Below are 22,654 nucleotides of genomic sequence, written 5' to 3' on the forward strand. Positions count from 1 at the left end.
TCTAAAAATAACTCATTCTCGATTTTGAACATGATAAAATAGTGCAATGTCCTACCAGACTTTTAAAGCGATCTTCATGTTCCAAAAAGAAATTTCTCAACTTAATCTATCACAAATAAAATCTGGCGAAAAAAGATGGTTAGGGGCGCTTAAAGGCTCTGCCATCGCTTTGCTTTTAAAAGAAATAAGTCAAAACTCTGATCGACTCTTTGTTCTGGTAGCTAGAAATAATCAACATTTAGCTCAACTTGAGAGTGAACTTGAATTTTATGGTGTGAAGCCCACCATCTTTCCAGATTGGGAGATCTTACCTTACGATCGGTTGTCTCCGCATCAAGATATTGTCTCAGAAAGATTATCAGTGCTCTCTAATATGCCAGCAAAAGGGATACTACTCATTTCAAGCACAACTTTGGCACAACGTGTTGCGCCGACGTCTTGGGTGTTAGGTGAGCATTTTGATATTAGCGTTGGGCAAAAATTTGATTTAGAAAAGCAGAAACAACGCCTGATTCAGGCTGGTTATCATTTGGTCGATACTGTATATGATCATGGAGAATTTGCTGTTCGGGGAAGTTTAGTTGATATTTTTGCTTCAGGGCAAGATGCTCCAATTCGAATAGATTTGTTTGATGATGAAATTGATTCTTTGAAATTTTTTGATCCAGAAACTCAAAGGACCACGACGAAACTTGAACATTTTAAGGTTTTACCAGCTAAAGAGTTTCCTTTAAAAGAAGGTAGAGCTCAATTTCGAGACCGTTATGCTGAAGAGTTTCCAACGGCGAACCCGAAAAAAAATCCGATTTATCAGGATGTAATGGAGGGTATATCTTCACCCGGATTGGACTATTACTTTCCGCTGTTCTTTTCAAAAAAAGAAATGCTAGAACAAAGTAGTATTACATCATACTTACCAAATCATTCCATTGTCATTACAGATCGAAATATTGAAAGTGAATTAACTCAATTTTGGAAAGATATTTATCAGCGTTATGAAGACCGACGTCATAATGTTGATCAACCTTTATTAGCTCCAGAACAAATCTTCTTTCAACAAAATCAAATTTTTGAACAACTCAATCAGTTTCCTCGTATTATCGCATCTGACGAAGTTTTTGAACCTAAAGCGGGTGTAATTAATACCTCTGCTGAACAGCCACCTCGTTTAGCGGTAGAGCCTAAACATCAACAGCCATTTCATGCTGTAAAATCATTTATTGATGCTGCGCAACACCCTGTCTTACTCGTTGCTGAAAGTGCGGGACGTCGTGAATCGTTAAAGGACTCCTTGCGAGCAAGTATGGGTGAAATTCCTGTTGTAGAGCATTATCAGGAGTTTATTAATCAACAATATTCAGTAGCAGTAACGCATGCACCACTTGAACGTGGCTTGGAGATTAAAGGACAAATATCTGTCATTTCAGAAAATCAACTCTATGAGCATCGTGTTGTACAACGCCGTAGAAAACGCCAGCATGAAGTTTCTGAAGAGTTCTTAGTTAAAAGTTTAACTGAATTAAGTATAGGTGCTCCTGTAGTTCATATTGATCACGGTGTAGGTCGCTATGCGGGATTAGTGACTTTATGTATTGATGAGCAAGACCACGAATTTTTGCAACTTAATTATGCTGATGATGCCAAAGTCTATGTTCCTGTCACCAATTTGCATCTGATTAGTCGATACAGTGGAGGTGATCCTGATTTAGCACCACTGCATAAACTTGGTACTGATGCTTGGAATAAAGCTAAGCGCAAAGCACTAGAGCAAATACATGATGTTGCAGCCGAACTTCTTCATATTCAAGCAAGACGCCACTCAAAACCAGGTATTCAATTTGAATTAGATCACACTGCTTATATGCAGTTTGTTAGTGGTTTTGCTTATGAAGAAACGCTTGATCAAGCGAATGCTATCGAAGCGACTTTATACGACATGCAACAAGCTAAACCAATGGATCGTTTAGTCTGTGGTGATGTTGGATTTGGTAAGACAGAAGTGGCGATGAGAGCTGCTTTTGTTGCTGTACAGAACAATAAGCAAGTTGCTGTTTTAGTTCCAACAACTTTACTTGCGCAACAGCATTATGAATCTTTCAAAGATCGATTTGCTGATTGGCCTATCCGTATTGAAGTGTTATCTCGATTTGGCTCAAATAAAACACACTTAAAAACGATCGAAGATTTGGCAGAGGGTAAAGTTGATATCGTCATTGGAACGCATAAAATTTTGCAGGAAAATGTCCAGTTTAAAGAACTTGGATTGATGATTGTTGATGAAGAACATCGCTTTGGTGTGCGAGATAAAGAACGTATTAAAGCGATGCGTGCCGATGTAGATATGCTGACGCTAACCGCTACGCCAATCCCGCGTACCTTAAATATGGCGTTTTCAGGTATGCGTGACCTCTCAATTATTGCTACACCACCTGCACGCCGTCTCGCTGTTAAGACCTTTGTCAATGAGCAGACCGATGCCACGATGAAAGAGGCGATCTTGCGTGAACTATTACGTGGTGGTCAGGTTTATATTTTGCATAATGAAGTGGATACCATTGAACGAGCGGCTGAAAATATTCGGTTGTTAGTTCCTGAAGCTCGGGTTGCAGTTGCGCATGGTCAAATGCGTGAGCGTGAGTTAGAACAGGTCATGCAGCAGTTTTATCATAAAGAATATAATGTATTGGTGTGTTCGACCATTATTGAAACGGGAATTGATGTACCAAATGCCAATACAATTATCATCGAGCGAGCAGACAAGCTAGGTTTGGCACAACTTCATCAACTGCGTGGTCGTGTGGGGCGCTCTCATCATCAAGCCTATGCGTATCTGATGGTTCCGTCTATTAAAGGCTTAAAAGGTGATGCTGAAAAACGACTTGATGCCATTCAGCGTGCTTCTACTTTAGGCGCTGGTTTTGTATTGGCAACAGAGGATTTAGAAATACGTGGAGCAGGCGAGCTTTTAGGTGAGCAACAAAGTGGTTCAATGCATGCAATTGGATATAGTCTATATATGGAAATGCTTGAGAAAGCGACTAAAGCTATCCAAAATGGTAAGACTCCTAACTTTGATGCCCCTTTGTCACTCACGGCTGAAATTAGTTTACATATGCCTGCATTAATTCCAGATGAATATTTAGGTGATGTGCATCAGCGTTTATTGTTCTATAAGCGAATTAGTAATACGGATACACAAGAAAAACTCGATCATATCCGTATGGAGCTTATCGATCGTTTTGGTGTGCTACCTCAACAAGTGAAATATCTTTTTACTGTTCATCAGGTGCGTATAAAAGCAGAAAAATTAGGTATTACCAAAATTGATTGGAGTAAGCAGGGTGGCCAAATTGAATTTTCACCTGATACTCCTGTTCAAGCGATGAGTATTATCCAAATGATGCAAAAACATCCGACATTTTTTAGAATGGACGGTGGTCAACGTCTGAAAGTGATGGTTATGCTTGAGGAAAATGATAAAAGAATTCAGTTTATTAATGATCTTTTAGATGAGTTGATGAGAGGGCTCAACTGATCTAAGTTGGGCTTGAATCTAGACTTGTTCATTGCTCAAAATGCACTGGCTGACAGTCAACCTTATAGGTTGATTTTTTAGCGATGCATTGCAATGAATGAGTGAGATTCAAATCAATGAAATACATATTTTTTTGTATCGAAACACATGACTAATAATACTCAGTCTAAAACTGTTGTGTTAGTATTAGCTATCCATTTAATTTTTGCGTCATTTATAAATATATGTTTAGTTTGCATCCACAACTTGCTCAAGATACTTTTTTTGTTGGCGACTTTCCACTTTCAACTTGTCGTTTAATGAATGACATGCAATTTCCATGGTTGATTTTGGTACCGCGTGTTCCTGGTGTAACTGAATTATATGAATTAAGCCAAGCAGACCAAGAACAATTTTTAAGAGAATCTAGCTGGTTATCTAGTCAATTATCTCGAGTTTTCCGTGCGGATAAAATGAACGTTGCAGCACTAGGAAATATGGTTCCTCAACTTCATTTTCATCATGTAGTTCGTTATCAGAATGATTCTGCATGGCCTAAGCCTGTTTGGGGTGCTTCACCTGCAGTTCCTTACAGTAATGATGTTTTAGCGCATATGCGTCAAACGCTCATGCTCGCGCTACGTGGTCAAGGTGACATGCCTTTCGATTGGCGTATGGAGTAAATACGTCAATTTCAAGGAAGAATAAAAATAATGTGAATTGAGGTAATAGCAATTGCCATTTGAACGAATGCTGGATAAAGAGCCACAGCAGTTTGAAGTACTCCTCAGGATGATGGGGTATGTGATGATCGCGATTCTTGTTGTGATCTATTATTTCACTTCACAAAACCAAAATTATCAGATTTTATACCCTCTATTTATTTTCTTGCTGATTCTATTGGCACCCCGAATTTCACACAGTATCCAATATCGTTATGGTAGTAAAACCAGACGTTTTGCGTTCTTTATTATTGATGTTGTTGTTGTAGCTACCGCCTTAGCAGCAGTGCATTTAAGTTTGTTGCCAACATTTGTTTTCCTGTTTGGATTGGTGTTTACCGCCGTTAATAATAAAATTTCGATGATGGTGAGTTCGATTGCAATTTTAGTTGCGATCATTGTTTTTTATATTTGTACAATTTTTATTTTTGGTTTTGAAGATTATTTCCAGCAAACTTCAATCGAATTGTCCGTAGTCTCGTGTATATGTGCGATTCTTTTTGTGAATTTTGCTAATTATTATCAGAATCGACGTGTAAAAAAATTAGATGCTCAACGTCAAACTTATTTTAAAGAAATGAATCGATATATTGAGTTATCGAATCAGTTAAGCCGCTATGCACCAATTCAATTGTGGCAATCAATCATGCGTGGTGAAACTGAAGCGAAACTTGAATATAAACGAAAAAAAATTACGATTTTTTTCTCTGACATTCAGGGATTTACTGAGCTTTCAGAGACTCTTATTCCAGATGACTTAGCTTTTGTTTTGAATGATTATCTGAGCCATATGACTGAAATTGCCAAGCAATATGGTGGAACAATTGACAAGTTTATGGGAGACGCGATTCTCATTTTCTTTGGAGATCCAGATTCGCAAGGGGTTGAGCAGGATGCCAAAAATTGCATCGATATGGCGATGGCAATGCGTCAACAAATGAAATTTTTGCGTGAACGCTGGGTGAAAATGGGATACTCAGCACTGCATATACGTATGGGCATTAGTACAGGTTATTGTCACGTTGGTAACTATGGCGCAGTTCATCGAATGGCATATACCATTGTTGGGCGGGATGCAAATTTAGCTGCAAGACTTCAAAATGCTGCAGAAATTGATGAAATTTTAATCTCGGATGAGACTTATAAGTTAGTTAAAAACTATTATCTTTGTGCACCTCAGGAACCTATAGAGCTGAAAGGGATTCATGGTTCAATTAAAAGTTGGCAGGTCATGGAAAAATATAGCACCAAGCAAACCCATCAACATTGGTTTGATTACGAGTACAAAGGGTTTCAACTGGTGCTGAATATGGAAGAAGTACAAAATTACGAATATGCTGAATTAATCGCAGTTTTAGAAAAAATGATTGAACGTATTAAACTTCAGCAGGATTTAACCAACTCTTCTGGTATTGTGAAGTTAAAACTATCTGATGAAGTAAAATATCTAAATTAGGATTTTATATCTACATAAATAAAAAGGTCACTTAAGTGACCTTTTTTATATGGTTTTACAAATGATTAATGATTTTCAGAAGCATGGTTAATCGTGTACTTCGGAATTTCAACTTCTAAATCATCATTTTCAATTTTTACTTGACAAGAAAGACGTGAATCAGGCTCTAAACCCCAAGCACGATCGAGTAAATCTGCTTCTACATCATTCATTTCTTCAAGACCGTCAAAACCTTTACGAACAATGACATGGCAGGTCGTACAAGCTGCAGACATATCACAAGCATGTTCAATTTTGATACCATTTTTTAGAAGGCTTTCGCAAAGATTGGCATTTTGCTCAACTTCAAACTCAGCACCTTCAGGGCAAATTTGCGCATGTGGAAGAACTTTAATACGTGGCATAAATTTTTACCTATGTTTAGTTTGAGTTTGACCAATCGTCAAGCTTAGTGCCTTTGAGAGCATGATCAATATGTTGATTCATTCGTTTTGCAGCAAATGCATCACTATGAACTTTTAACGCAGCAACAGCAGCTTCAATTGCTTCAATATCAGAAGTTTCAAGTTGTTGAGCCAAATGAGTTTGTGCAGAAATTAAATCCTGAGCTTCCTGTTCAGTCAAGAGTTTAATATCAGCTTTAAGCGCTTGAGAAAGAGCTTCAAGTTCTCGTTGAGCTTCAACTTTAGTTTCATGTAAATGACGAAGGGCTTTATCTTCTGCTGCAAATTTAAAACCATCAACCAGTAGGCGCTCCATATCAGTATCAGATAAACCGTATGATGGTTTAATATCAATCTGAGCTGAGACGTTAGATGTTGTTTCACGAGCAGATACCGATAAGAGACCGTCAGCATCGACTTGATAAGTCACTTCAATGCGTGCTTGACCAGCAGTCATCGGTGGAATGCCGCGTAAAACAAAACGTCCGAGACTACGGCAATGTTCTACTAAATCGCGCTCACCTTGGACAACATGGATTAACATCGCAGTTTGACCATCTTGATACGTGGTGAACTCTTGACGACGAGCGACAGGAATTGCAGTATTACGTGAAATTAATCGCTCTACTAATCCACCCATGGTTTCAATACCAAGTGATAATGGTGTTACATCAAGTAGTAAAGAACCATCGGTGCTATTACCAATTAATTGGTTGGCAGTAATTGCAGCACCAATTGCAACGACTTCATCTGGATTAATGGTACACAGGGGTTCTTGACTAAATACTTCTGCTACAGCTTTTTGTACCGCATAAGAGCGAGTAGAGCCACCAACTAAAACGACATTTTTAATATCGTCTAATTCCAATTTAGCATCACGTAATACTCGTTTGCACACTGAAATCGTTTTATCTAGAGCAACTTTAATGATGCTTTCAAACGTTGCACGATCCAATGTTAATTCGTTTTCTAAAAGCTGAAGATTAACTTGATCTTGGTCCGATAAAGCTTCTTTCGCTTTACGTGCTGCAACAAGGAAGTGTGCATACTCGTTATCATCTAAGGTCTCGATATTGAGCGATTTTTTAGCCCACTTGACGATAAGACGATCTAAATCATCACCTCCAAGTGCAGTGTGTCCACCTGTAGCGAGTACCTCAAATACACCCTGTGATAAACGTAGGATGGATACGTCGAAAGTACCACCACCTAAGTCATAAATCACATAGTTTTGATCTGTACTTAAATTTGTTGCTTGATCTAAACCATACGCTACAGCTGCTGCTGTAGGTTCGTTTAATAATCTCAGTACGTTTAAACCAGCGAGCTGTGCAGCGTCTCGTGTTGCTTGGCGTTGTGCCTCATCAAAATAGGCAGGTACTGTAATGACAGCACCATTTATGGGATTTTTTAAACTTGCTTCAGCACGATCTTTTAGATTTTTTAGAATTTCAGCAGAAATTTCGACAGGTGTTTTACGACCTTGCGCTGTTTCAAAAGCAGGCATCTGATTGTCTTCACCCACCAATTGATATGGGTGTTGAAATTTAATATCAGCTTTTGAGCGTCCCATAAAACGTTTTACAGAGACAATAGTATTCTGTGGGTCACGAGTTATAAACGGTTTTGCGTCATTGCCGAGCACAGTAGAGTTTTCAGCATAATGTACGATAGAAGGAAGTAACACTTGACCTTGTTCATCGTTTAGAACTTTAGGTTTGCCAGAAAGCACAGTTGCTACAAGAGAGTGGGTCGTACCTAAATCAATACCAATAGCAATGCGATGTTCATGTGGCGCACTTGATTGTCCAGGTTCAGCAATTTGCAAGAGTGCCATGTGTTAAATCCCTTGAAAATAAAACAAAAAAATAAAATTAGAATTCGTCATCTAAGTCAAAATCTTCATCATCGAGAATACGATCTTCAGCTTGATGTATATCATTCATCACTTTTTGGAAGAAACGTAATTTTCGAACAGTATCGCGAGACTCAGCCCAATCTTCAGCTTCAAAGTCTATTTTGAATTCGCGAACTAAACCATCAATCCATTGTTGCACTTCAGTTTTTAAAGATGAAAGTTGTTCAGAACTTTGAGCTTCATCTAACTGTTCACGAATTTCTAATGCAGATTGTAAAAATTCGAAATCATTGATGGATTGATCTAAATGATAGTCTTGTTTTTTGAGTGTAAGTAAATATCCAGCACGGCTGTCAACTTGAGATAAAACTTTATAAGCTTGATTGATTTCGCTAGATTTGATCAAGGCTTGGTCTTTATTTTCAGCTTTATCTGGATGATATTGTTGCTGCAATTTTAGAAAGTTAGCTTTCAAAGTTGCTAAATCAATATCGAGTGCTACAGGGAGATTAAACAACTCAAAATGATTCATGGATTGGAAATTCCAAAATAGTGAAAAATAAAAGTGGGCGCTGAATAGAATTAAAACAGTGCAGGGCACTGTTTTAATCAGGTAAAAAGAGAATGATTATCTTAAACAGTGAAAGATTCACCACAACCACATTCACCTTTTTTGTTTGGGTTGTTGAATTCAAAACCTTCGTTTAGACCATTTTTAACATAGTCCATTTCCATACCTTCTAGATAAACAAGGCTCTTCGGATCAACGAAAACTTTAACCCCAAACTGTTCAAAGACTTGATCATGTTCGTCAACTTCATCAACGAATTCGAGAACATAAGCCAATCCAGAACAACCTGAAGTTTTCACACCAACGCGAATACCTTCACCCTTACCGCGATTCAATAAATAATTGCTGATATGAGTTGCAGCATTTTCAGTTAAATTGATCATGAAAACTCCATTCAATCATCAAGCGCTAAATTAAGCTTTCGCTTTTTTGCTACGGTAGTCTTCTACAGCAGCTTTAATTGCATCTTCTGCAAGTACAGAGCAGTGTACTTTTACAGGAGGAAGCGCAAGTTCATTTGCAATATCAATATTCTTGATTTGCTGTGCTTGGTCTAAAGTTTTACCTTTTAGCCATTCAGTTACAAGTGAACTTGAAGCAATTGCAGAACCACATCCGTAAGTTTTGAAGCGAGCTTCTTCAATTACACCATTCTCATCCACTTGGATTTGAAGACGCATAACGTCACCACAAGCTGGTGCACCGACCATACCTGTACCTACGTTTTCTGCGTTTTTATCTAAAACACCAACATTACGAGGATTTTCGTAATGATCAATCACTTTTTCGCTATAAGCCATGATGCGTCTCCAAACCTCAGGGTCGGCTGATAATATTTAATATGGGTGCATCTTATTAAATTTCAATATTTAAGCTTAATAAGATGCATGTGTTTGGTTTAAATTAGTGTTCTGTCCATTCAACTTTCGACAGATCAATCCCTTCTTTGTACATATCCCAAAGTGGAGAAAGGTCACGTAATTTTTCTACAGCAGCTTTTGTCACTTCTAGTACGTGATCAATGTCTTCTTCAGTCGTATATTTACCAAAACTGAAGCGAATTGAACTGTGTGCTAACTCATCAGATAAGCCTAATGCACGAAGAACATAAGAAGGTTCTAATGTTGCAGAAGTACAAGCTGAACCAGATGAAACAGCAGCATCTTTAAGTGACATCATTAAAGATTCACCCTCAACGAAGTTAAAACTTACGTTTAAGTAGTTTGCTACGTTTTGAGTCGGATGACCATTTAAGAAAACTTGTTCAAGATCTTGTAGACCATTCCAAAGTTTGTCACGTAGAGTGCGTAAGCGAGTTTGTTCAGCAACTAGGTTTTTACCTGCAAGTTCAAATGCTTCACCCATACCAACGATTTGGTGTGTTGCAAGCGTACCAGAACGCATACCGCGCTCATGACCACCACCATGCATTTGAGCTTTAAGACGCACACGTGGACTACGACGTACGTAAAGTGCACCGATACCTTTAGGGCCATAAATTTTGTGAGCAGAGAAACTCATTAAATCAATTTTCATGGTTGATAAATCAATTTCAACTTTACCAGCAGCTTGAGCGGCATCTACGTGGAAATATGTCTTATTCGCACGAGTTAATTCACCAATAGCGGCAACATCAGTCACAGTACCAATTTCATTATTGACCATCATTAATGAAACAAGAATTGTATCTGGACGTAAAGCAGCTTGAACCATTTCAGGAGTAATTAGACCTGTTTGAGCTTCTGGTTCAAGATAGGTAATTTCAAAGCCTTCTTGTTCTAATTCACGGCAAGTATCTAAAATTGCTTTATGTTCAATTTTACTCGTAATGATGTGTTTGCCTTTTGAAGCGTAGAACTGTGCAACACCTTTCAGTGCAAGGTTGTCAGATTCTGTAGCGCCAGATGTCCAAACGATTTCGCGTGGATCTGCTTTTACAAGATTTGCAACTTGCTCACGAGCGTATTCAACTTTTTCTTCAGCTTGCCAACCATATGCGTGCGAACGTGATGCAGGGTTACCAAAAGTCCCATCGAATGTAAGGCATTCCATCATGCGCTCAGCAACTTGTGGGTCGACTGGAGTCGTTGCAGCATAATCAAGATAAATTGGACGTTTCATGTCAAATACCTGTAACCGATAAAAGGGCTGAATCTAATGGAGCTGTATTCTGGCGGATCGCAACAGTTTGAACGTTATCGCGAGCAACTAAATCAGCAAGAGAGATTTTAGCTAAGTAATCGGCAATGTGGAGGGAGAGTTCTTGCCATAAATCGTGAGTTAGACACATTGCGCCATTTTGGCAGTTACCTTTGTGGTCACAACGTGTTGCATCAACAGTTTCGTTTACAGCTTCAATAATTTCTAAGACCGTAATATCAGAAGCATTACGCGCTAAATGGTATCCACCATTAGCACCACGTACACTCGAAACCAAGCCATGACGCTTTAATTTAGCAAATAGTTGTTCTAAATAAGCCACAGAAATAGTTTGGCGAGTAGCAATTTCTGCCAAAGTAATGGTTTGTTCAGTCGGCTGCAAAGCTAGATCAAGTAATGCAGTCACTGCGTAGCGACCGCGAGTGGTTAAGCGCATGATTCGATACACGTGTAAAAGGCTAGATGATGAAATTTTATGAATTCCGACTAATTTAGTCAAGTATTTTTTCTAAAAACCAACTAAATTAATCGGAATTAAATATGGCGAGGATTTAAACAGATAAAACTTTATTATTTTAATAAATAATCAATAAATTATACACGATTAAAGCCACGAAGAGAACCGAAACTATCCCGAACGCAATATTGATACGTTTTTGGTTGGTTTGCATGCGACGAATACGATTTTTATATTGTTTTACCTCTACTTGAAGTGTATTGATTTTAGATCTTTGTAAGTCAATTTTTTCAAGTAATGGTGCAATGCGTTTTCTCGAAGCCTTTGTATCTTGGTCTTCAGAAGCTGTTGTTAACCAGTTTTTCCAATCTGAAAGTAATTTCGGTGTTGAGAGATGTAATGCTAAATCTCTGAATTCGTCTTTAAGGGTTTGATCACCTTCAATACGCATTTTTTTCAAACTTCTGCGGTTTGCAAACCCGAAAATTTGAATGATATCGACTAAAGTACTACTTACCTTGAGGTCAGGTTCTTTTTCTGGCGCTTGAAGGTCAAATAAGATGCCTTTATCCGTAAATTGGATATAGAAGTCAAAATAGGGGATATAGCTATTCATTTTAATTGTAATTTGTTGTTCTACAAATTTTTTTGCTTGAAGGCGAACAACATGGTCATGTTTTAAGACGAAAGAATAGAATGTCTCTAAAACTAACATAACAATGTTAAGCAACAAACGGGTATGACCTTGTTGTTGTTGCGATTCACTCATAAAAAAATCCTATTCAAATTTAATAAATCTAAAAAGTTCTATTAACACAAACTTAAATTAAGTCTAAGATTACATCATTTATCATTGCTTTGTAGAACAGTTTTGAACAAGGTTCAATAGCGATATTTGATATTATCAATGTATTTTATGCACGAATAGTCAGTTTAGAGGCTAAAATATACAGGAGTGTAATGGTGGATCAAGATGTAAATAACAATAAAGAACAGGAATTAATGGACAACTCACAACCTGCAAACTCACGTAAAACAAAGCATCAACGCAAGTCCACACTTGATTTTCGTAAATATACTAAACAAATTTGGCTTGCTGGTTTAGGTGCTTTTTCTCGCGCAGAGGAAGAAGGTAATAAAATGTTTGACTCTTTAGTCAAAGTTGGTGAAGAGCTTGAATCAAAAACGGTTGAATTTACAGATCAAACAGTAAACAAAGTTGCGGAAAAAACTAAAGAGTCTGTTACGGATAAAAAAGATAAGGTGGAAAAACTTTTAGATCATGGGGTGAGTACTTCGCTTAATCGTATTGGGCTCGTCTCAACTAAAGATGTACAACATCTTGAGAATATGATTTTAGATATTCACCAGAAATTAGATGTGCTCATTGCTGAAAATCAAGCTTTACGAGCCAAACTCGAAAAAAAATGATGGATTTAGAGATAAAACTGTAATTTTGGTATTTTTTGTCGCTTATTTTGATCAAAACAGGTCGAGCAGTATTGCGTTTCCCCCCAAAGCATTGCTATAAAGTCGTCATGGCCTTTTAAAATACAAGCCTTGGATTTTAAACAAACGATATAAGAGGACGTAATCTTCATGAATAAATCAGAATTGATTGATGCGATTGCAGAGAAAGGGGGATTGTCTAAGACTGATGCTGGTAAGGCATTGGACGCGACTATTGCTTCTATTGGCGAAGCGCTGAAAAAAGGTGACTCTGTTACTTTAGTAGGATTTGGTACTTTCAGCGTTAAAGATCGTGCTGCACGCACTGGTCGTAACCCGAAAACTGGCGAAGAATTACAAATTAAAGCAAGCAAAGTTCCTAGCTTTAAAGCTGGTAAAGGTTTAAAAGATTCTGTAGCTTAATTCTTATTAAGTCCAAAACGCGCCGACTTGGCGCGTTTTTTATTAAAAAGAAAATTTATGGCTTCATCTGATATATTCGGTTTGGATTATCAGTTAGAATCGCTTTGAAATAAAATATTGGAATACCTATGGAATCGTTTCGTAAACTCATTAAAGGGTGGCTCGGCAAAGTCCTTCTAGTATTATTTTTGACACCATTGGCATTGGTCGGTATTGAAGGCTATTTCGGTGGTGGAAACAAAGATGGGATTGCTAAAACCGTTAATGATTTAGAAATTTCTAATAAAGAGCTAGAAGTTCAAACGAAGAATTATAAAGATCAATTCTTACAAATGGTTCAAGGTGATGAATCACTTCTGAATCAATCGTATATTGAACAAATGGCTCTAGATAGTTTAATTGATCGTGCTTTATTGGTTCAGCAGGCTGAAAAGTTAGGCATCAGTTTAAGTGATGCTCAGATTGAACAAATGATTGCTCAACAGCCAAGTCTGCAGGTTGATGGTAAATTTTCACAACAAACTTATGAAAACTATCTTCGATCAATTAATATGACGAGCCAGGGTCTAATCCAAAATTTAAGACAAGATCATGCGCTTCAAATGTTAGTTTCAAGCATTCGTGATAATTCTTTGGTAAGCCAAAGTGATATTCAGCAAATCGCAAATCTACAAGGTGAGCAACGTACGTTATTTATGTCATCTGTAAAATTGGATGATTACAAAACGTCTGTAAAAATAACTGATGCTGAAGTCGCTGCTTATTATGAAAAACATAAAGTGCTGTTTAAGCAACCTGCCTCAGTTGATCTTGATTATGTATTGGTAACGCCTGCTATGGTAGCAAATGCCACAACAACTGTTACAGATGCAGAATTAAAACAAGCTTATGATCAATATGTAACTCAACAAAATAAAAATGCCAAAGTTGAAGTCCAACATATTTTGATTACAACAGATAATCGTACTGCGCTTGAGGCTGAAAAAATAGCCAATGATGTTTATGCAAAAATTCAATCAGGATTATCTTTTGCAGAGGCTGCTCAACAGTATTCTGAAGATTCTAGTTCCAAAGATAATGCGGGTCGAGTTGATGGTTATGAAGCCGGTGTATTCGGTGATGCTTTTGATAATGCAGTTCAAGCTTCAAAAGGTACGATTTCTAAGCCAGTAAAAACCGATTTTGGTGTACATATTATTCAAGCTAAAGCTGCTCAAGTGAATGTTGCTAGTTTTGAGTCTGAAAAAGCACGTCTTGAAGCTGATTTATTAAAATCTAAAAATGCCAATGCTTATTCTGATCTAGTAAATGGTTTGAATGAGCTCGTTGTAAGTAGCGATGCTTTAGATGTAGTCCCTCAGGAATTAAAATCGGCTAAATTGGTTACTGCGAATAATGTAACTCTTGCCACTCAAAATACAGTCCTAGCGGATCCTGCTGTAAAAGCTAAGATCTTTAGTCAAGATGTAAAAAATGGTGATCGTAATGCGACCAGCAATATACAATTGGCGAATGGTGATACAGTTTGGTTGAAAGTTCGTGAATACCGTGAAGCTGGTGTTCAACCTTTATCAGTAGCCAAAGCGAAGGTTAAAGAAAAGCTGTTGAATCAAAAGGCATATGAAGCTGCTCAAGCAAAAGTTGCTGCAATGTTAAAGGATTTTAAAACACTACCTTCACAGCAGGTTTTAACTAAGCATCAGCAATCTTTCGTAAATGCAGGTGTGTTTACTCGTTCTCAAGGTCTTAAACGAGAAATTGAACGTGCTGCATTTAGTGTGCCTGCACCTAAAGCAGGAATGTGGTCTGTGACTACAGCTCAATTACCAAATGAAATGGTAATTATCGGTGTGGCTGAGGTAAAAAAACCATCTATGGATTCGATTTCGGCTGAAGAAAAACAGCAGCTTGCACAGCTTTATCAAAACTATCGTGGTACACAATTACTTAAAGATTACACTGAGTATTTAAAGTCAGTTGCAAAAATTAAGTAACTCACCAGTAATTCTATCTTCATAAAAAAAGCACTTCGGTGCTTTTTTTATTTTGCTATGATTTATTTAATTCGATTAATTCAAATAAGTATTCCGATACTGGCTTGGACTGCATAGATAATGTTTTTTGAAGGCTTGACTAAATGCAGTCTCTGATGAATAACCAACTTTGTGCGCGATTTGTTGGATTGAAAGCTGGCTCAAGCGTAAAAGTTGACTGGCTAATCTTAAACGGTGTTTCTGTAAGTATGCTAATGGTGTTTCATTCACCATATTTTGAAATAAATGAGCGAATTTTGAACGCGACATAAAGCAAGTTTCTGCCAATGATTCTACAGTCCAGTTTCGTTCTGGTTGGCTGTGAATCGCTGAAAATGCAGGGCTCAATTCTGGGTGAGTAAGTGCATTTAACCAGTTATTCTGATCTGTAAGCGTGGAAATGTAATCTCTCACGCATTCGATTAACATAATACTCACCACGTGATCCATAATCTTATGGCGACCAGGTCGGTTCATCTTGGTTTCATCAGCCACGAAATAAAGCCCGATCCTTAACCACTCCGGCTCTCTAGCATTCAGTGCATTGTTTAAATGGATATAAGTGGGTAAGGCTTGAATCAATGGTCCACCCATAATACTGTCCATGTTAGATCGTATACTGAAGATGAGAGATTTCTCAGATTTATCATCTTCGTCACCGAGGATAATTTCATCATCTCTTAAACCTTTAAATAAATGATCTATTTGAGTAATGTTGACTAATGTTTGTTCTTGATGGCTATAGGCTTGATGTGACATTCCAGAAGGAATAATTGCCATATCTCCAGCTTTTAAGTGTAGCTTTTCGCCATTTTGAAATTTAAAAAAGGCTTCACCGTATAATAAAATATAGGTAATCATGGCTGTTTGATGACTTAACTCAAAAGCCCATTTACCTTGTGCTTGAAGGTAGAGATATTCCGTATTTTTGAGGTGAATATCTTCAAAAACTTGACTGAGGGCATCCATGTTTTTCGTATATTCCCTATACGCTTACAATTGCTGAATCTTAACATGTGTAAAGATTTCTATAATGTATTTTAGCTTCAAAATCGTTGTGGAAATACGACTCAATAGCTTTTTTGGACGATTACGACTGTATTTGAAATTTGAAATGAACAAAGATAAAAATAAGAAATAGAAAAGGAAAATTGCAAGTGAATGCAAAGGTAAAAGTTGAAGAGTTATTGAGTCAGAACCCGATAGCGCAAGGCTTACAACTGGATAAGAAGCGTTACTTATGGTTGCTTAGTCCAGCACTACCTGTATTAGGGATGGGCTTTTTGGCTGGATATCAATACGGACCTAAAGCAACTAAAAAATTGTTTGCATTAGGTGGACCTTTATTATTACACGTAATTATTCCCACCATTGATGCTTTGGTCGGTACTGATGAGAATAATCCGAGTGATGAGCAGATCAAAAAATTAGTCAGTGATCCTTACTATGATCGTATAGTAAAAATGTTTGTTCCTTTACAATATGCAGCCAATTTTTTTGCTGGATACGTGGTCTCTCGTAAAGAAACCCCATTGTTGGATCAGTTGTTGATTGGTTGTACTATGGGGTTGATCAACGGTATTGGTGTGAATACTGCCCATGAACTATGCCATCGACCGAAGCGTGCAGATCATTATTGGTCACACGTGACACTAGCACCACTTGGATACAATCATTTCCGTATTGAGCACCCATATGGGCATCATAAGCGCGCAGCTACTCCAGAAGATCCAGCGACTTCTAAGATGGGTGAGACCTTTTACGAGTTTCTTCCAAGAACCATTAGCGGTGGCTTGAAGTCAGCAATACAGATTGAAAAACATCGATTAAATCGTAAGGGTGAGTCGTTCTTTTCACTGAAAAATGAGTTATTTCACGGCGCAGCCATTAGTGCAACTTTTCACGCAACGATGCTAAAACTGTATGGTAAGAAAATTTTACCATTCTTAGCCATACAGTCACTTTACGGTGTGACTTTATTTGAAATGGTCAACTATCTTGAGCACTACGGCTTATTGCGAGAAAAGAAAGAAGATGGAAGTTATTCGCGTACTATGCCTGAACATAGTTGGAATAATAATAACATCACAACCAATCTATTCTTATACCAGTTGCAGCGCCATTCGGATCATCATGCTTATCCGACACGACCATTCCAAGCATTGAGAAACTTTGAAGAAGCGCCAGTGTTGCCAAGTGGATATGCGACGATGTTGATCCCAGTTTTAATACCTAAGTTATGGTTTAAAATTATGGATAAGCGCGTATTTGACCATTATGGTGGCGATTTAAATAAAGCCAATATTCATCCAAAACGACGAGCAAAAATTTTTAAAAAATTTGGTGTTATTGATAAATTATTGGGCTAACACTCAAAAATAAAAAAACCGACCATGGGTCGGTTTTTTTATAATACTTTTAACATGCGTATTTCGCATGCATCACTATGTCCAGTATTTCCTAATGGGTGTTGTAGATGTTGAAAACCTAATTTTTCATATAATTTTACAGCCTGCCAGAGAGATGCTGTGGTTTCGAGATAAATTTGCGTGTAACCCTGATCTCGTGCAAATTGGATACATTTTTCTAGAATTTGTTTTGCAAAACCCAAACCTCGTATTGAGGGCATAAAATACATTTTTTGTATCTCTAGGGTGTTTTCGTGGCCCAGCAAAGGTGCAATGCCCCCACCACCAAAGACCTCGTGTTGGTCATTGCTAATAACCCAATATATGGAGTGAGGTTTTGTATAAACGTCATAGAGTTGATCTAGAATTGGATCTGCTACTGCGAAGCCTGATTCAGCAGCGAGAGCAAACTCCACTGAGACTTCACGAATGATTTTTGCAATATGGGGATTATCTTGGGGTTGAATAGTTCGAATAAAGTACATAATTGATGAAACTTAGTAAATCTTCACAGAGTATATCTAAGTTTCATCGGAGTTGAGTTTAATTCAACGTGATTTATTTCAATTCGCTTGATGATTTTCCAAGTTCACGGCGCGCAACAATAAGCTGTTGAATTTGTTGTGTACCCTCGAAGATATCTAGTATTTTGGAGTCACGCGCCCATTTTTCCAACAACTCATCTTCGGTATAGCCTACACTTGCAGCAAGTTCGACACACTTCAATGTAATTTCATTACAAATTCGTCCAGCTTTCGCTTTTGCAATTGAAGCTTCACGCGAGTTAGGCTTTTTATTGTCAGCCATCCATGCAGCTTTTAGGGTTAATAAACGAGCAGCTTCCCATTCTGCTTCCATACGATAAATCTGAGCTGCAATATTTGAGGATTGAAGGTAGGGGGTGGCATATTCAGCATCTAGTTGGTCTTTAAAAATTTCCTTGATACGCTCTAAAGACGCTTTAGAGCACCCAACTGCCATTGCGGCCACAAGAGGGCGTGTATTATCAAAAGTTTCCATGACGCCAGCGAAACCTTTTGCAACATCGATTTCAGCATTGCCTAATAAATTTGCAGCAGGGACACGACAATCGATAAAGCGAATGACAGCAGTATCTGAAGCTTTAATTCCGAGTTTATGTTCAAGACGTTCAACGGTCATGCCAGGCGTGCCTTTAGGAACAACAAATGATTTGATTGCTGCACGCCCAAGTTTTTTATCGAGTGTTGCCCAAACCACGACTGAATCAGCTCGTTCACCAGAAGTGACGAAAATTTTCTCGCCATTTAAAATATAATCATCACCATCTTTAGTCGCTGTGGTGCGTATTGCTGCAGAATCAGATCCACAGCCTGGCTCGGTAATTGCCATCGCAGCCCAAGTTCCTTTGAAGCGTTCAAGTTGCTCTTCATTGGCTACAGCAGCAATTGCAGAGTTACCTAATCCTTGGCGAGGCATGGTAAGTAATAAACCAGTATCGCCATAACAAATCTCAATTACACCCAAAGCAGTAGACATGTTCACGCCATTTTTGTTGCCTTGAGTCGTATCTCCACGTTTATTGACGGCAGCGCCAGCATTCATGCCATCGCCACCTTCATTCATACCATCCAATAGGGATGCTAACATGTCGAGTTCTTTGGGATAAGCATGTTCAGCTTTATCATATTTGCGTGAAATAGGGCGAAGCACGTTTAACGCTGTCTGATGAGCTTGATCAACAAGCATTTTAAATTTTTTCGGATTTTCTAAATTCATCATCTTTGTCCTTAAATTTTTATTATTTGATTAAGCATGTAAACCAGAATGCATAATGGCAGTAGCACGCAAATCTCGATACCAACGTTCAACTGGATGTTCTTTGGTAAAGCCATGTCCACCTAAGAGTTGTACGCCATCAGTGCCAATTTTCATTGATTTTTCTGCGCATAAAATTCGTGCTAAATATGCTTCGCGATGGAAACTTAAACCTGATTCTGCACGGCTTGCAGCATTCAAAACCAACATTTTCATAGCATCAATTTCAATAGCCATATCCGCGATCATAAATGCAACACTTTGACGGTGGGATATTGGTTCACCAAATGCGGTGCGTTCATTGGCATACTGAATGCAATATTGTTTAACCGCTTGGCATGTACCCACTGCCATTGCACACCACATTAAATTGCCCAGATCAATGAACGCTGAATAATCAAAATCTTGCTCATTTAGTTTAAATGCTGGTGTGTTGTTAAATTTTAGGCTCACAGATTGGGTTGCTTTAAGCCCCATTGCTGGATTTGCTTTATATGAAATCGTTTCATTTCGCTCAACAATGAAAACCTGAGCTGTTCCATCTAAATCTGCGGAAACCAATAAAAGATCTGCCTGCTCACCTAGAATAACGATAGTTTTTTCACCATTAATGACAAAATGATCGCCTTGGCGTGTCGCTTTTGTTTTTAATTGGAAAGGGTTGAAAGCAGGTGTATTTTCCTGAACAGCAAAAGTTGCAAATAGATCATCTTGTTCGCTAAATGCCGACAAATACTTATTTTGAATCTCTGCTGAACCCCACTGTGTAATTGCATTAATGACTGAGAACGTGGAGAGTAATGTAGCTGTTAATGAGAAGTCACCTTGTGCAAGTTGCTCTGCGATCAGCACATTTGTAACCACATTCTTTTCTGAAGCAACGCCGCCGTATTGTTCAGGCAATGCATAATAATTGACACCTAAATCTTTAAATTGAGCCCATAAGTTTTCTGGAAAAGTAGCTTGGTGGTCGGCTGTATGTGCTAGGGGGTAGAGAACTTCATGAGCAAATTGTTGCATCGCATCAACAGTCATCTGTTGTTCTTCAGAAAGGCTGAGATCAAATAACCCTTTTTGCTGATTGGATAGACGTTGAGTCGGAGTATTGGATTTTTGTTTAAAAATTTTCTGTGTAGAGCCCAAGGTTTTAAATCCAGCCTTAGAACCTTGATAAAGCGAGCGTTCGATAATTTTTCTTAGTTTTAATTGATCGATTAAATCACTGCCTGCGAGCTTAGTGATCAAGGCTAAGCCTAAACCTTGCGCTTTGTTTGCGATATCATTCATTGTTGTAAATTCCCTGATGGTTTTTTTATACAACAAGATCGTGACATGTGTTTAGTGAAATGACTATGTCGAAAATGACTAGCTTAAAAGACTTTTTTGACCAAACAGATAAATGGTAATTGAATAGGTATTCTAATGAAATTTAAGATATATTCTTTTTAGTAATTAAATTTTTTATTTAATAAATTGACCATAGTGACACGATAGATCACTATGGTCTTTGTTCCTTAAACATATGATTGGATCATTTTGCGCACATTTGTTTTTGCTTCGATCACAGTCATGAATGTATATGCACCTATGAACTTACGACTGATGAACATAAATTCTTTCGGTGGAACTGAAAAATAGCGCGATGCCATCGACTTGGATGCTCGTTGCATCACACGGCTATGCAGTTGGCTTTGTTTCCAATCATAGCGCTGCTGTTCATCCATAATGCCTGTTGGTAGGTCTGGATTATTGCTATAAGTACTAAAAGCTTCAGTAGCTAGAAGGAACACTTTTGCCATGTCGGGTTTAATGCTTAATGGCATTGCATCGAAAAACTCATAACCTGTCATAGCATTGACCATGGCTTGAGCATCATGATGATAGCCCGCGGTAATTAAATTACGAGCTACCTTGAGGAGTTGATCATCAAATTGACGGATCGCACCGAAGTCTAAAAGAATGATTTTATCTTCAATTTGCGCGCCGTCACCTAAGCGTACTAGGTAGTTACCAAAGTTAGGATCAGTCTGCATCTCGCCCCATTCAAACACTTCACGAACGGCAATTTCAAGCGATGCTTCACCTAATTTGTTGCGACGCTCCTGAGGGAGTGAAAGCATGACTGGGCTATTAATCGGAACACCACGCTCAAAAGTCATACAAAGCACTTGATCTGTACAATATTGATCAATAATTTGTGGAACAACATAACGCGGATCATCTTTTAAACGCGCTCTAAAACGACGTGTTGTTTCAGCTTCAATTTTGTAATTTACTTCACGGTGCATCATTTCGCGAACCTCATCAAACCATTGATCAAATTCACGAGTTTGAGGAACCATGCGTGTAAGTTTGAGCATGTTCTTAAACAAGCTCATATCTGAGTCAATTGCGCTTGCTACACCTGGATATTGAACTTTGAGCACCAATTCAAGACCATCAGACTTACGTGTTGCACGGTGAACCTGTGCTAATGATGCGGTGCCTAAAGGCTCATGATCAATGGTGAGATCATCGAGTTTAGAGCCAAGTTGGTTGCGCAGTTGCTCATGGATCGCAGGCCACGCGAGGGCAACGGTCTGATTATTTAAAGTGTTTAAAGCTTGCGTGATCTCTTCAGGTAGAAAATGCTCACCATATAACGCCATCATTTGACCAATTTTGACGATAGAGCCTTTTAATTTACCGATTTCAGCAACAAGATAGTCAGCTTGTTCTTTCATCGCTTGTTTACGTTTTTTTTCTTTTTCTTCTTCGCTTGAAAAAATAGAACTCGCACTTGAAGCAGCCCAGCGTGTGCCAGCCAGTAGAGAAGCTTTCGCAATCGAAAGACGGCGATCCATTGAAGAAGTTTTTAATTGTTTAAGCTTTTCATTCTGATCTGACATGAAGTTTAGGTCCTTTAAGCGAATCGCGCAGAGAAATCATTGTATTGAATATTACATGTTATGAACGTATTAAAATAGTTCAAGTATTTCAATATCAGGTGTATAAATGGTCAATTTATTCAAACTTAAATAGCCTAAGCTTTTTAAATTCGATATTTAACTGGGAGTTGAGCTCGAGTAGACAGAGACACGCGATACTCAGAGATGAATAACTTCATTAAGTTGACAACAGTTTCATGAATAAATCCAAGGGCATATGCTTTGATAATAATGACGCTAGGTAAGCTGAAGAAAAAATATTTAACATCATCCAAACTTGGATTTTCAAAAATTTGATGATCCATCAAAAATTGCTTAAGAAATTGTTTTTCTGTTGTGACACGAGGGGAAGAATCATCACTCCAGTAATTTTGACGCATTGCCATTAAATTATTGTGTTTATAACTCATACTTTAACTTTTGAAATTCACTTTAA

At 38.0% G+C, this 22,654-nt stretch carries 21 protein-coding genes; 7 read left to right on the forward strand and 14 right to left on the reverse strand.

Annotated elements, in window-relative coordinates:
- The first annotated feature begins 76 nt into the window (after positions 1-76).
- The 3 genes from mfd (at position 77) to FTV32_RS02620 (ending at position 5,692) form a co-directional block, all read left to right on the forward strand.
- Positions 77-3,535, forward strand: a complete 3,459-nt coding sequence (mfd, locus tag FTV32_RS02610; RefSeq protein ID WP_180027883.1) for a transcription-repair coupling factor — start codon at positions 77-79, stop codon at positions 3,533-3,535.
- 224 nt (positions 3,536-3,759) lie between these two features.
- The gene (locus FTV32_RS02615) at positions 3,760-4,197 is read left to right on the forward strand and encodes an HIT domain-containing protein (protein ID WP_035263634.1); all 438 of its coding nucleotides are present in this window, start codon (positions 3,760-3,762) and stop codon (positions 4,195-4,197) included.
- 52 nt (positions 4,198-4,249) lie between these two features.
- Positions 4,250-5,692 carry an adenylate/guanylate cyclase domain-containing protein gene (locus FTV32_RS02620; RefSeq protein WP_180027817.1) on the forward strand — a complete coding sequence of 481 codons (1,443 nt, stop codon included), beginning with the start codon at positions 4,250-4,252 and terminating at the stop codon, positions 5,690-5,692.
- Positions 5,693-5,757: 65 nt separating this feature from the next.
- Here the strand turns inward: FTV32_RS02620 and fdx are convergent, their stop codons facing one another.
- The 8 genes from fdx to FTV32_RS02660 form a co-directional block, all read right to left on the reverse strand.
- Complete coding sequence (fdx, locus tag FTV32_RS02625) at positions 5,758-6,096, reverse strand: ISC system 2Fe-2S type ferredoxin (protein ID WP_035263630.1); 339 nt, start codon at positions 6,094-6,096, stop codon at positions 5,758-5,760.
- A gap of 16 nt (positions 6,097-6,112) precedes the next feature.
- Positions 6,113-7,972, reverse strand: coding sequence for a Fe-S protein assembly chaperone HscA (hscA, locus tag FTV32_RS02630; RefSeq protein ID WP_180027818.1), 1,860 nt, complete (start codon positions 7,970-7,972; stop codon positions 6,113-6,115).
- Between the two features lie 37 nt (positions 7,973-8,009).
- Positions 8,010-8,525 carry a Fe-S protein assembly co-chaperone HscB gene (gene hscB, locus FTV32_RS02635; RefSeq protein ID WP_180027819.1) on the reverse strand — a complete coding sequence of 172 codons (516 nt, stop codon included), beginning with the start codon at positions 8,523-8,525 and terminating at the stop codon, positions 8,010-8,012.
- Between the two features lie 101 nt (positions 8,526-8,626).
- Positions 8,627-8,947 (reverse strand): iron-sulfur cluster assembly protein IscA, encoded by a 321-nt coding sequence (gene iscA / locus FTV32_RS02640; protein WP_035263624.1) that lies wholly within the window; start codon positions 8,945-8,947, stop codon positions 8,627-8,629.
- Between the two features lie 30 nt (positions 8,948-8,977).
- Complete coding sequence (gene iscU / locus FTV32_RS02645; RefSeq protein WP_035263622.1) at positions 8,978-9,364, reverse strand: Fe-S cluster assembly scaffold IscU; 387 nt, start codon at positions 9,362-9,364, stop codon at positions 8,978-8,980.
- 103 nt (positions 9,365-9,467) lie between these two features.
- Positions 9,468-10,685 (reverse strand): IscS subfamily cysteine desulfurase, encoded by a 1,218-nt coding sequence (locus tag FTV32_RS02650; RefSeq protein ID WP_035263620.1) that lies wholly within the window; start codon positions 10,683-10,685, stop codon positions 9,468-9,470.
- A 1-nt stretch (position 10,686) separates the two neighbouring features.
- On the reverse strand, positions 10,687-11,160 hold the full coding sequence (locus tag FTV32_RS02655; protein ID WP_035263618.1) for an Rrf2 family transcriptional regulator: 474 nt from the start codon (positions 11,158-11,160) through the stop codon (positions 10,687-10,689).
- A gap of 139 nt (positions 11,161-11,299) precedes the next feature.
- A complete protein-coding gene (locus tag FTV32_RS02660; protein WP_180027820.1) occupies positions 11,300-11,950 on the reverse strand; it encodes a hypothetical protein in 651 nt (216 codons plus the stop codon).
- A gap of 233 nt (positions 11,951-12,183) precedes the next feature.
- On the opposite strand from FTV32_RS02660, the gene FTV32_RS02665 reads away from it, so the two are divergent.
- The 3 genes from FTV32_RS02665 (at position 12,184) to FTV32_RS02675 (ending at position 15,047) form a co-directional block, all read left to right on the forward strand.
- Positions 12,184-12,612, forward strand: a complete 429-nt coding sequence (locus FTV32_RS02665) for a phasin family protein (protein WP_092766445.1) — start codon at positions 12,184-12,186, stop codon at positions 12,610-12,612.
- A gap of 168 nt (positions 12,613-12,780) precedes the next feature.
- The gene (locus FTV32_RS02670) at positions 12,781-13,053 is read left to right on the forward strand and encodes an HU family DNA-binding protein (protein WP_035263613.1); all 273 of its coding nucleotides are present in this window, start codon (positions 12,781-12,783) and stop codon (positions 13,051-13,053) included.
- Between the two features lie 128 nt (positions 13,054-13,181).
- Positions 13,182-15,047 (forward strand): SurA N-terminal domain-containing protein, encoded by a 1,866-nt coding sequence (locus FTV32_RS02675; RefSeq protein ID WP_180027821.1) that lies wholly within the window; start codon positions 13,182-13,184, stop codon positions 15,045-15,047.
- 75 nt (positions 15,048-15,122) lie between these two features.
- Here the strand turns inward: FTV32_RS02675 and FTV32_RS02680 are convergent, their stop codons facing one another.
- Positions 15,123-16,055, reverse strand: a complete 933-nt coding sequence (locus tag FTV32_RS02680) for an AraC family transcriptional regulator (RefSeq protein WP_180027822.1) — start codon at positions 16,053-16,055, stop codon at positions 15,123-15,125.
- A 188-nt stretch (positions 16,056-16,243) separates the two neighbouring features.
- Here FTV32_RS02680 and FTV32_RS02685 point away from each other — a divergent pair, with 188 nt between their 5' ends.
- Positions 16,244-17,455, forward strand: coding sequence for an alkane 1-monooxygenase (locus tag FTV32_RS02685; protein ID WP_035263607.1), 1,212 nt, complete (start codon positions 16,244-16,246; stop codon positions 17,453-17,455).
- Positions 17,456-17,493: 38 nt separating this feature from the next.
- Here FTV32_RS02685 and FTV32_RS02690 read toward each other — a convergent pair whose 3' ends face one another.
- From FTV32_RS02690 to FTV32_RS02710, 5 genes are all read right to left on the reverse strand, one after another.
- A complete protein-coding gene (locus FTV32_RS02690; protein WP_180027823.1) occupies positions 17,494-17,979 on the reverse strand; it encodes a GNAT family N-acetyltransferase in 486 nt (161 codons plus the stop codon).
- A gap of 73 nt (positions 17,980-18,052) precedes the next feature.
- A complete protein-coding gene (locus tag FTV32_RS02695; RefSeq protein ID WP_180027884.1) occupies positions 18,053-19,252 on the reverse strand; it encodes an acyl-CoA dehydrogenase family protein in 1,200 nt (399 codons plus the stop codon).
- 30 nt (positions 19,253-19,282) lie between these two features.
- Positions 19,283-20,578, reverse strand: a complete 1,296-nt coding sequence (locus FTV32_RS02700) for an acyl-CoA dehydrogenase family protein (protein WP_092766330.1) — start codon at positions 20,576-20,578, stop codon at positions 19,283-19,285.
- A gap of 227 nt (positions 20,579-20,805) precedes the next feature.
- On the reverse strand, positions 20,806-22,179 hold the full coding sequence (locus tag FTV32_RS02705; RefSeq protein ID WP_092766329.1) for an AarF/ABC1/UbiB kinase family protein: 1,374 nt from the start codon (positions 22,177-22,179) through the stop codon (positions 20,806-20,808).
- A gap of 143 nt (positions 22,180-22,322) precedes the next feature.
- Positions 22,323-22,628 (reverse strand): hypothetical protein, encoded by a 306-nt coding sequence (locus FTV32_RS02710; protein ID WP_180027824.1) that lies wholly within the window; start codon positions 22,626-22,628, stop codon positions 22,323-22,325.
- Positions 22,629-22,654 lie beyond the last annotated feature (26 nt).

Source organism: Acinetobacter sp. YH16032, assembly GCF_013417345.1.
GTDB lineage: Bacteria > Pseudomonadota > Gammaproteobacteria > Pseudomonadales > Moraxellaceae > Acinetobacter.

What these genes read in the sequence shown, in the direction of transcription:
- mfd (WP_180027883.1), top strand. Translation starts at nt 77, where the DNA reads ATGTTCCAAAAAGAAATTTCTCAACTTAATCTATCACAAATAAAATCT.
- FTV32_RS02615 (WP_035263634.1), top strand. Translation starts at nt 3,760, where the DNA reads ATGTTTAGTTTGCATCCACAACTTGCTCAAGATACTTTTTTTGTTGGC.
- fdx (WP_035263630.1), bottom strand. Translation starts at nt 6,096, where the DNA reads ATGCCACGTATTAAAGTTCTTCCACATGCGCAAATTTGCCCTGAAGGT.
- hscA (WP_180027818.1), bottom strand. Translation starts at nt 7,972, where the DNA reads ATGGCACTCTTGCAAATTGCTGAACCTGGACAATCAAGTGCGCCACAT.
- hscB (WP_180027819.1), bottom strand. Translation starts at nt 8,525, where the DNA reads ATGAATCATTTTGAGTTGTTTAATCTCCCTGTAGCACTCGATATTGAT.
- iscA (WP_035263624.1), bottom strand. Translation starts at nt 8,947, where the DNA reads ATGATCAATTTAACTGAAAATGCTGCAACTCATATCAGCAATTATTTA.
- iscU (WP_035263622.1), bottom strand. Translation starts at nt 9,364, where the DNA reads ATGGCTTATAGCGAAAAAGTGATTGATCATTACGAAAATCCTCGTAAT.
- FTV32_RS02650 (WP_035263620.1), bottom strand. Translation starts at nt 10,685, where the DNA reads ATGAAACGTCCAATTTATCTTGATTATGCTGCAACGACTCCAGTCGAC.
- FTV32_RS02655 (WP_035263618.1), bottom strand. Translation starts at nt 11,160, where the DNA reads ATGCGCTTAACCACTCGCGGTCGCTACGCAGTGACTGCATTACTTGAT.
- FTV32_RS02660 (WP_180027820.1), bottom strand. Translation starts at nt 11,950, where the DNA reads ATGAGTGAATCGCAACAACAACAAGGTCATACCCGTTTGTTGCTTAAC.
- FTV32_RS02665 (WP_092766445.1), top strand. Translation starts at nt 12,184, where the DNA reads ATGGACAACTCACAACCTGCAAACTCACGTAAAACAAAGCATCAACGC.
- FTV32_RS02670 (WP_035263613.1), top strand. Translation starts at nt 12,781, where the DNA reads ATGAATAAATCAGAATTGATTGATGCGATTGCAGAGAAAGGGGGATTG.
- FTV32_RS02675 (WP_180027821.1), top strand. Translation starts at nt 13,182, where the DNA reads ATGGAATCGTTTCGTAAACTCATTAAAGGGTGGCTCGGCAAAGTCCTT.
- FTV32_RS02680 (WP_180027822.1), bottom strand. Translation starts at nt 16,055, where the DNA reads ATGGATGCCCTCAGTCAAGTTTTTGAAGATATTCACCTCAAAAATACG.
- FTV32_RS02690 (WP_180027823.1), bottom strand. Translation starts at nt 17,979, where the DNA reads ATGTACTTTATTCGAACTATTCAACCCCAAGATAATCCCCATATTGCA.
- FTV32_RS02695 (WP_180027884.1), bottom strand. Translation starts at nt 19,252, where the DNA reads ATGAATTTAGAAAATCCGAAAAAATTTAAAATGCTTGTTGATCAAGCT.
- FTV32_RS02700 (WP_092766330.1), bottom strand. Translation starts at nt 20,578, where the DNA reads ATGAATGATATCGCAAACAAAGCGCAAGGTTTAGGCTTAGCCTTGATC.
- FTV32_RS02705 (WP_092766329.1), bottom strand. Translation starts at nt 22,179, where the DNA reads ATGTCAGATCAGAATGAAAAGCTTAAACAATTAAAAACTTCTTCAATG.
- FTV32_RS02710 (WP_180027824.1), bottom strand. Translation starts at nt 22,628, where the DNA reads ATGAGTTATAAACACAATAATTTAATGGCAATGCGTCAAAATTACTGG.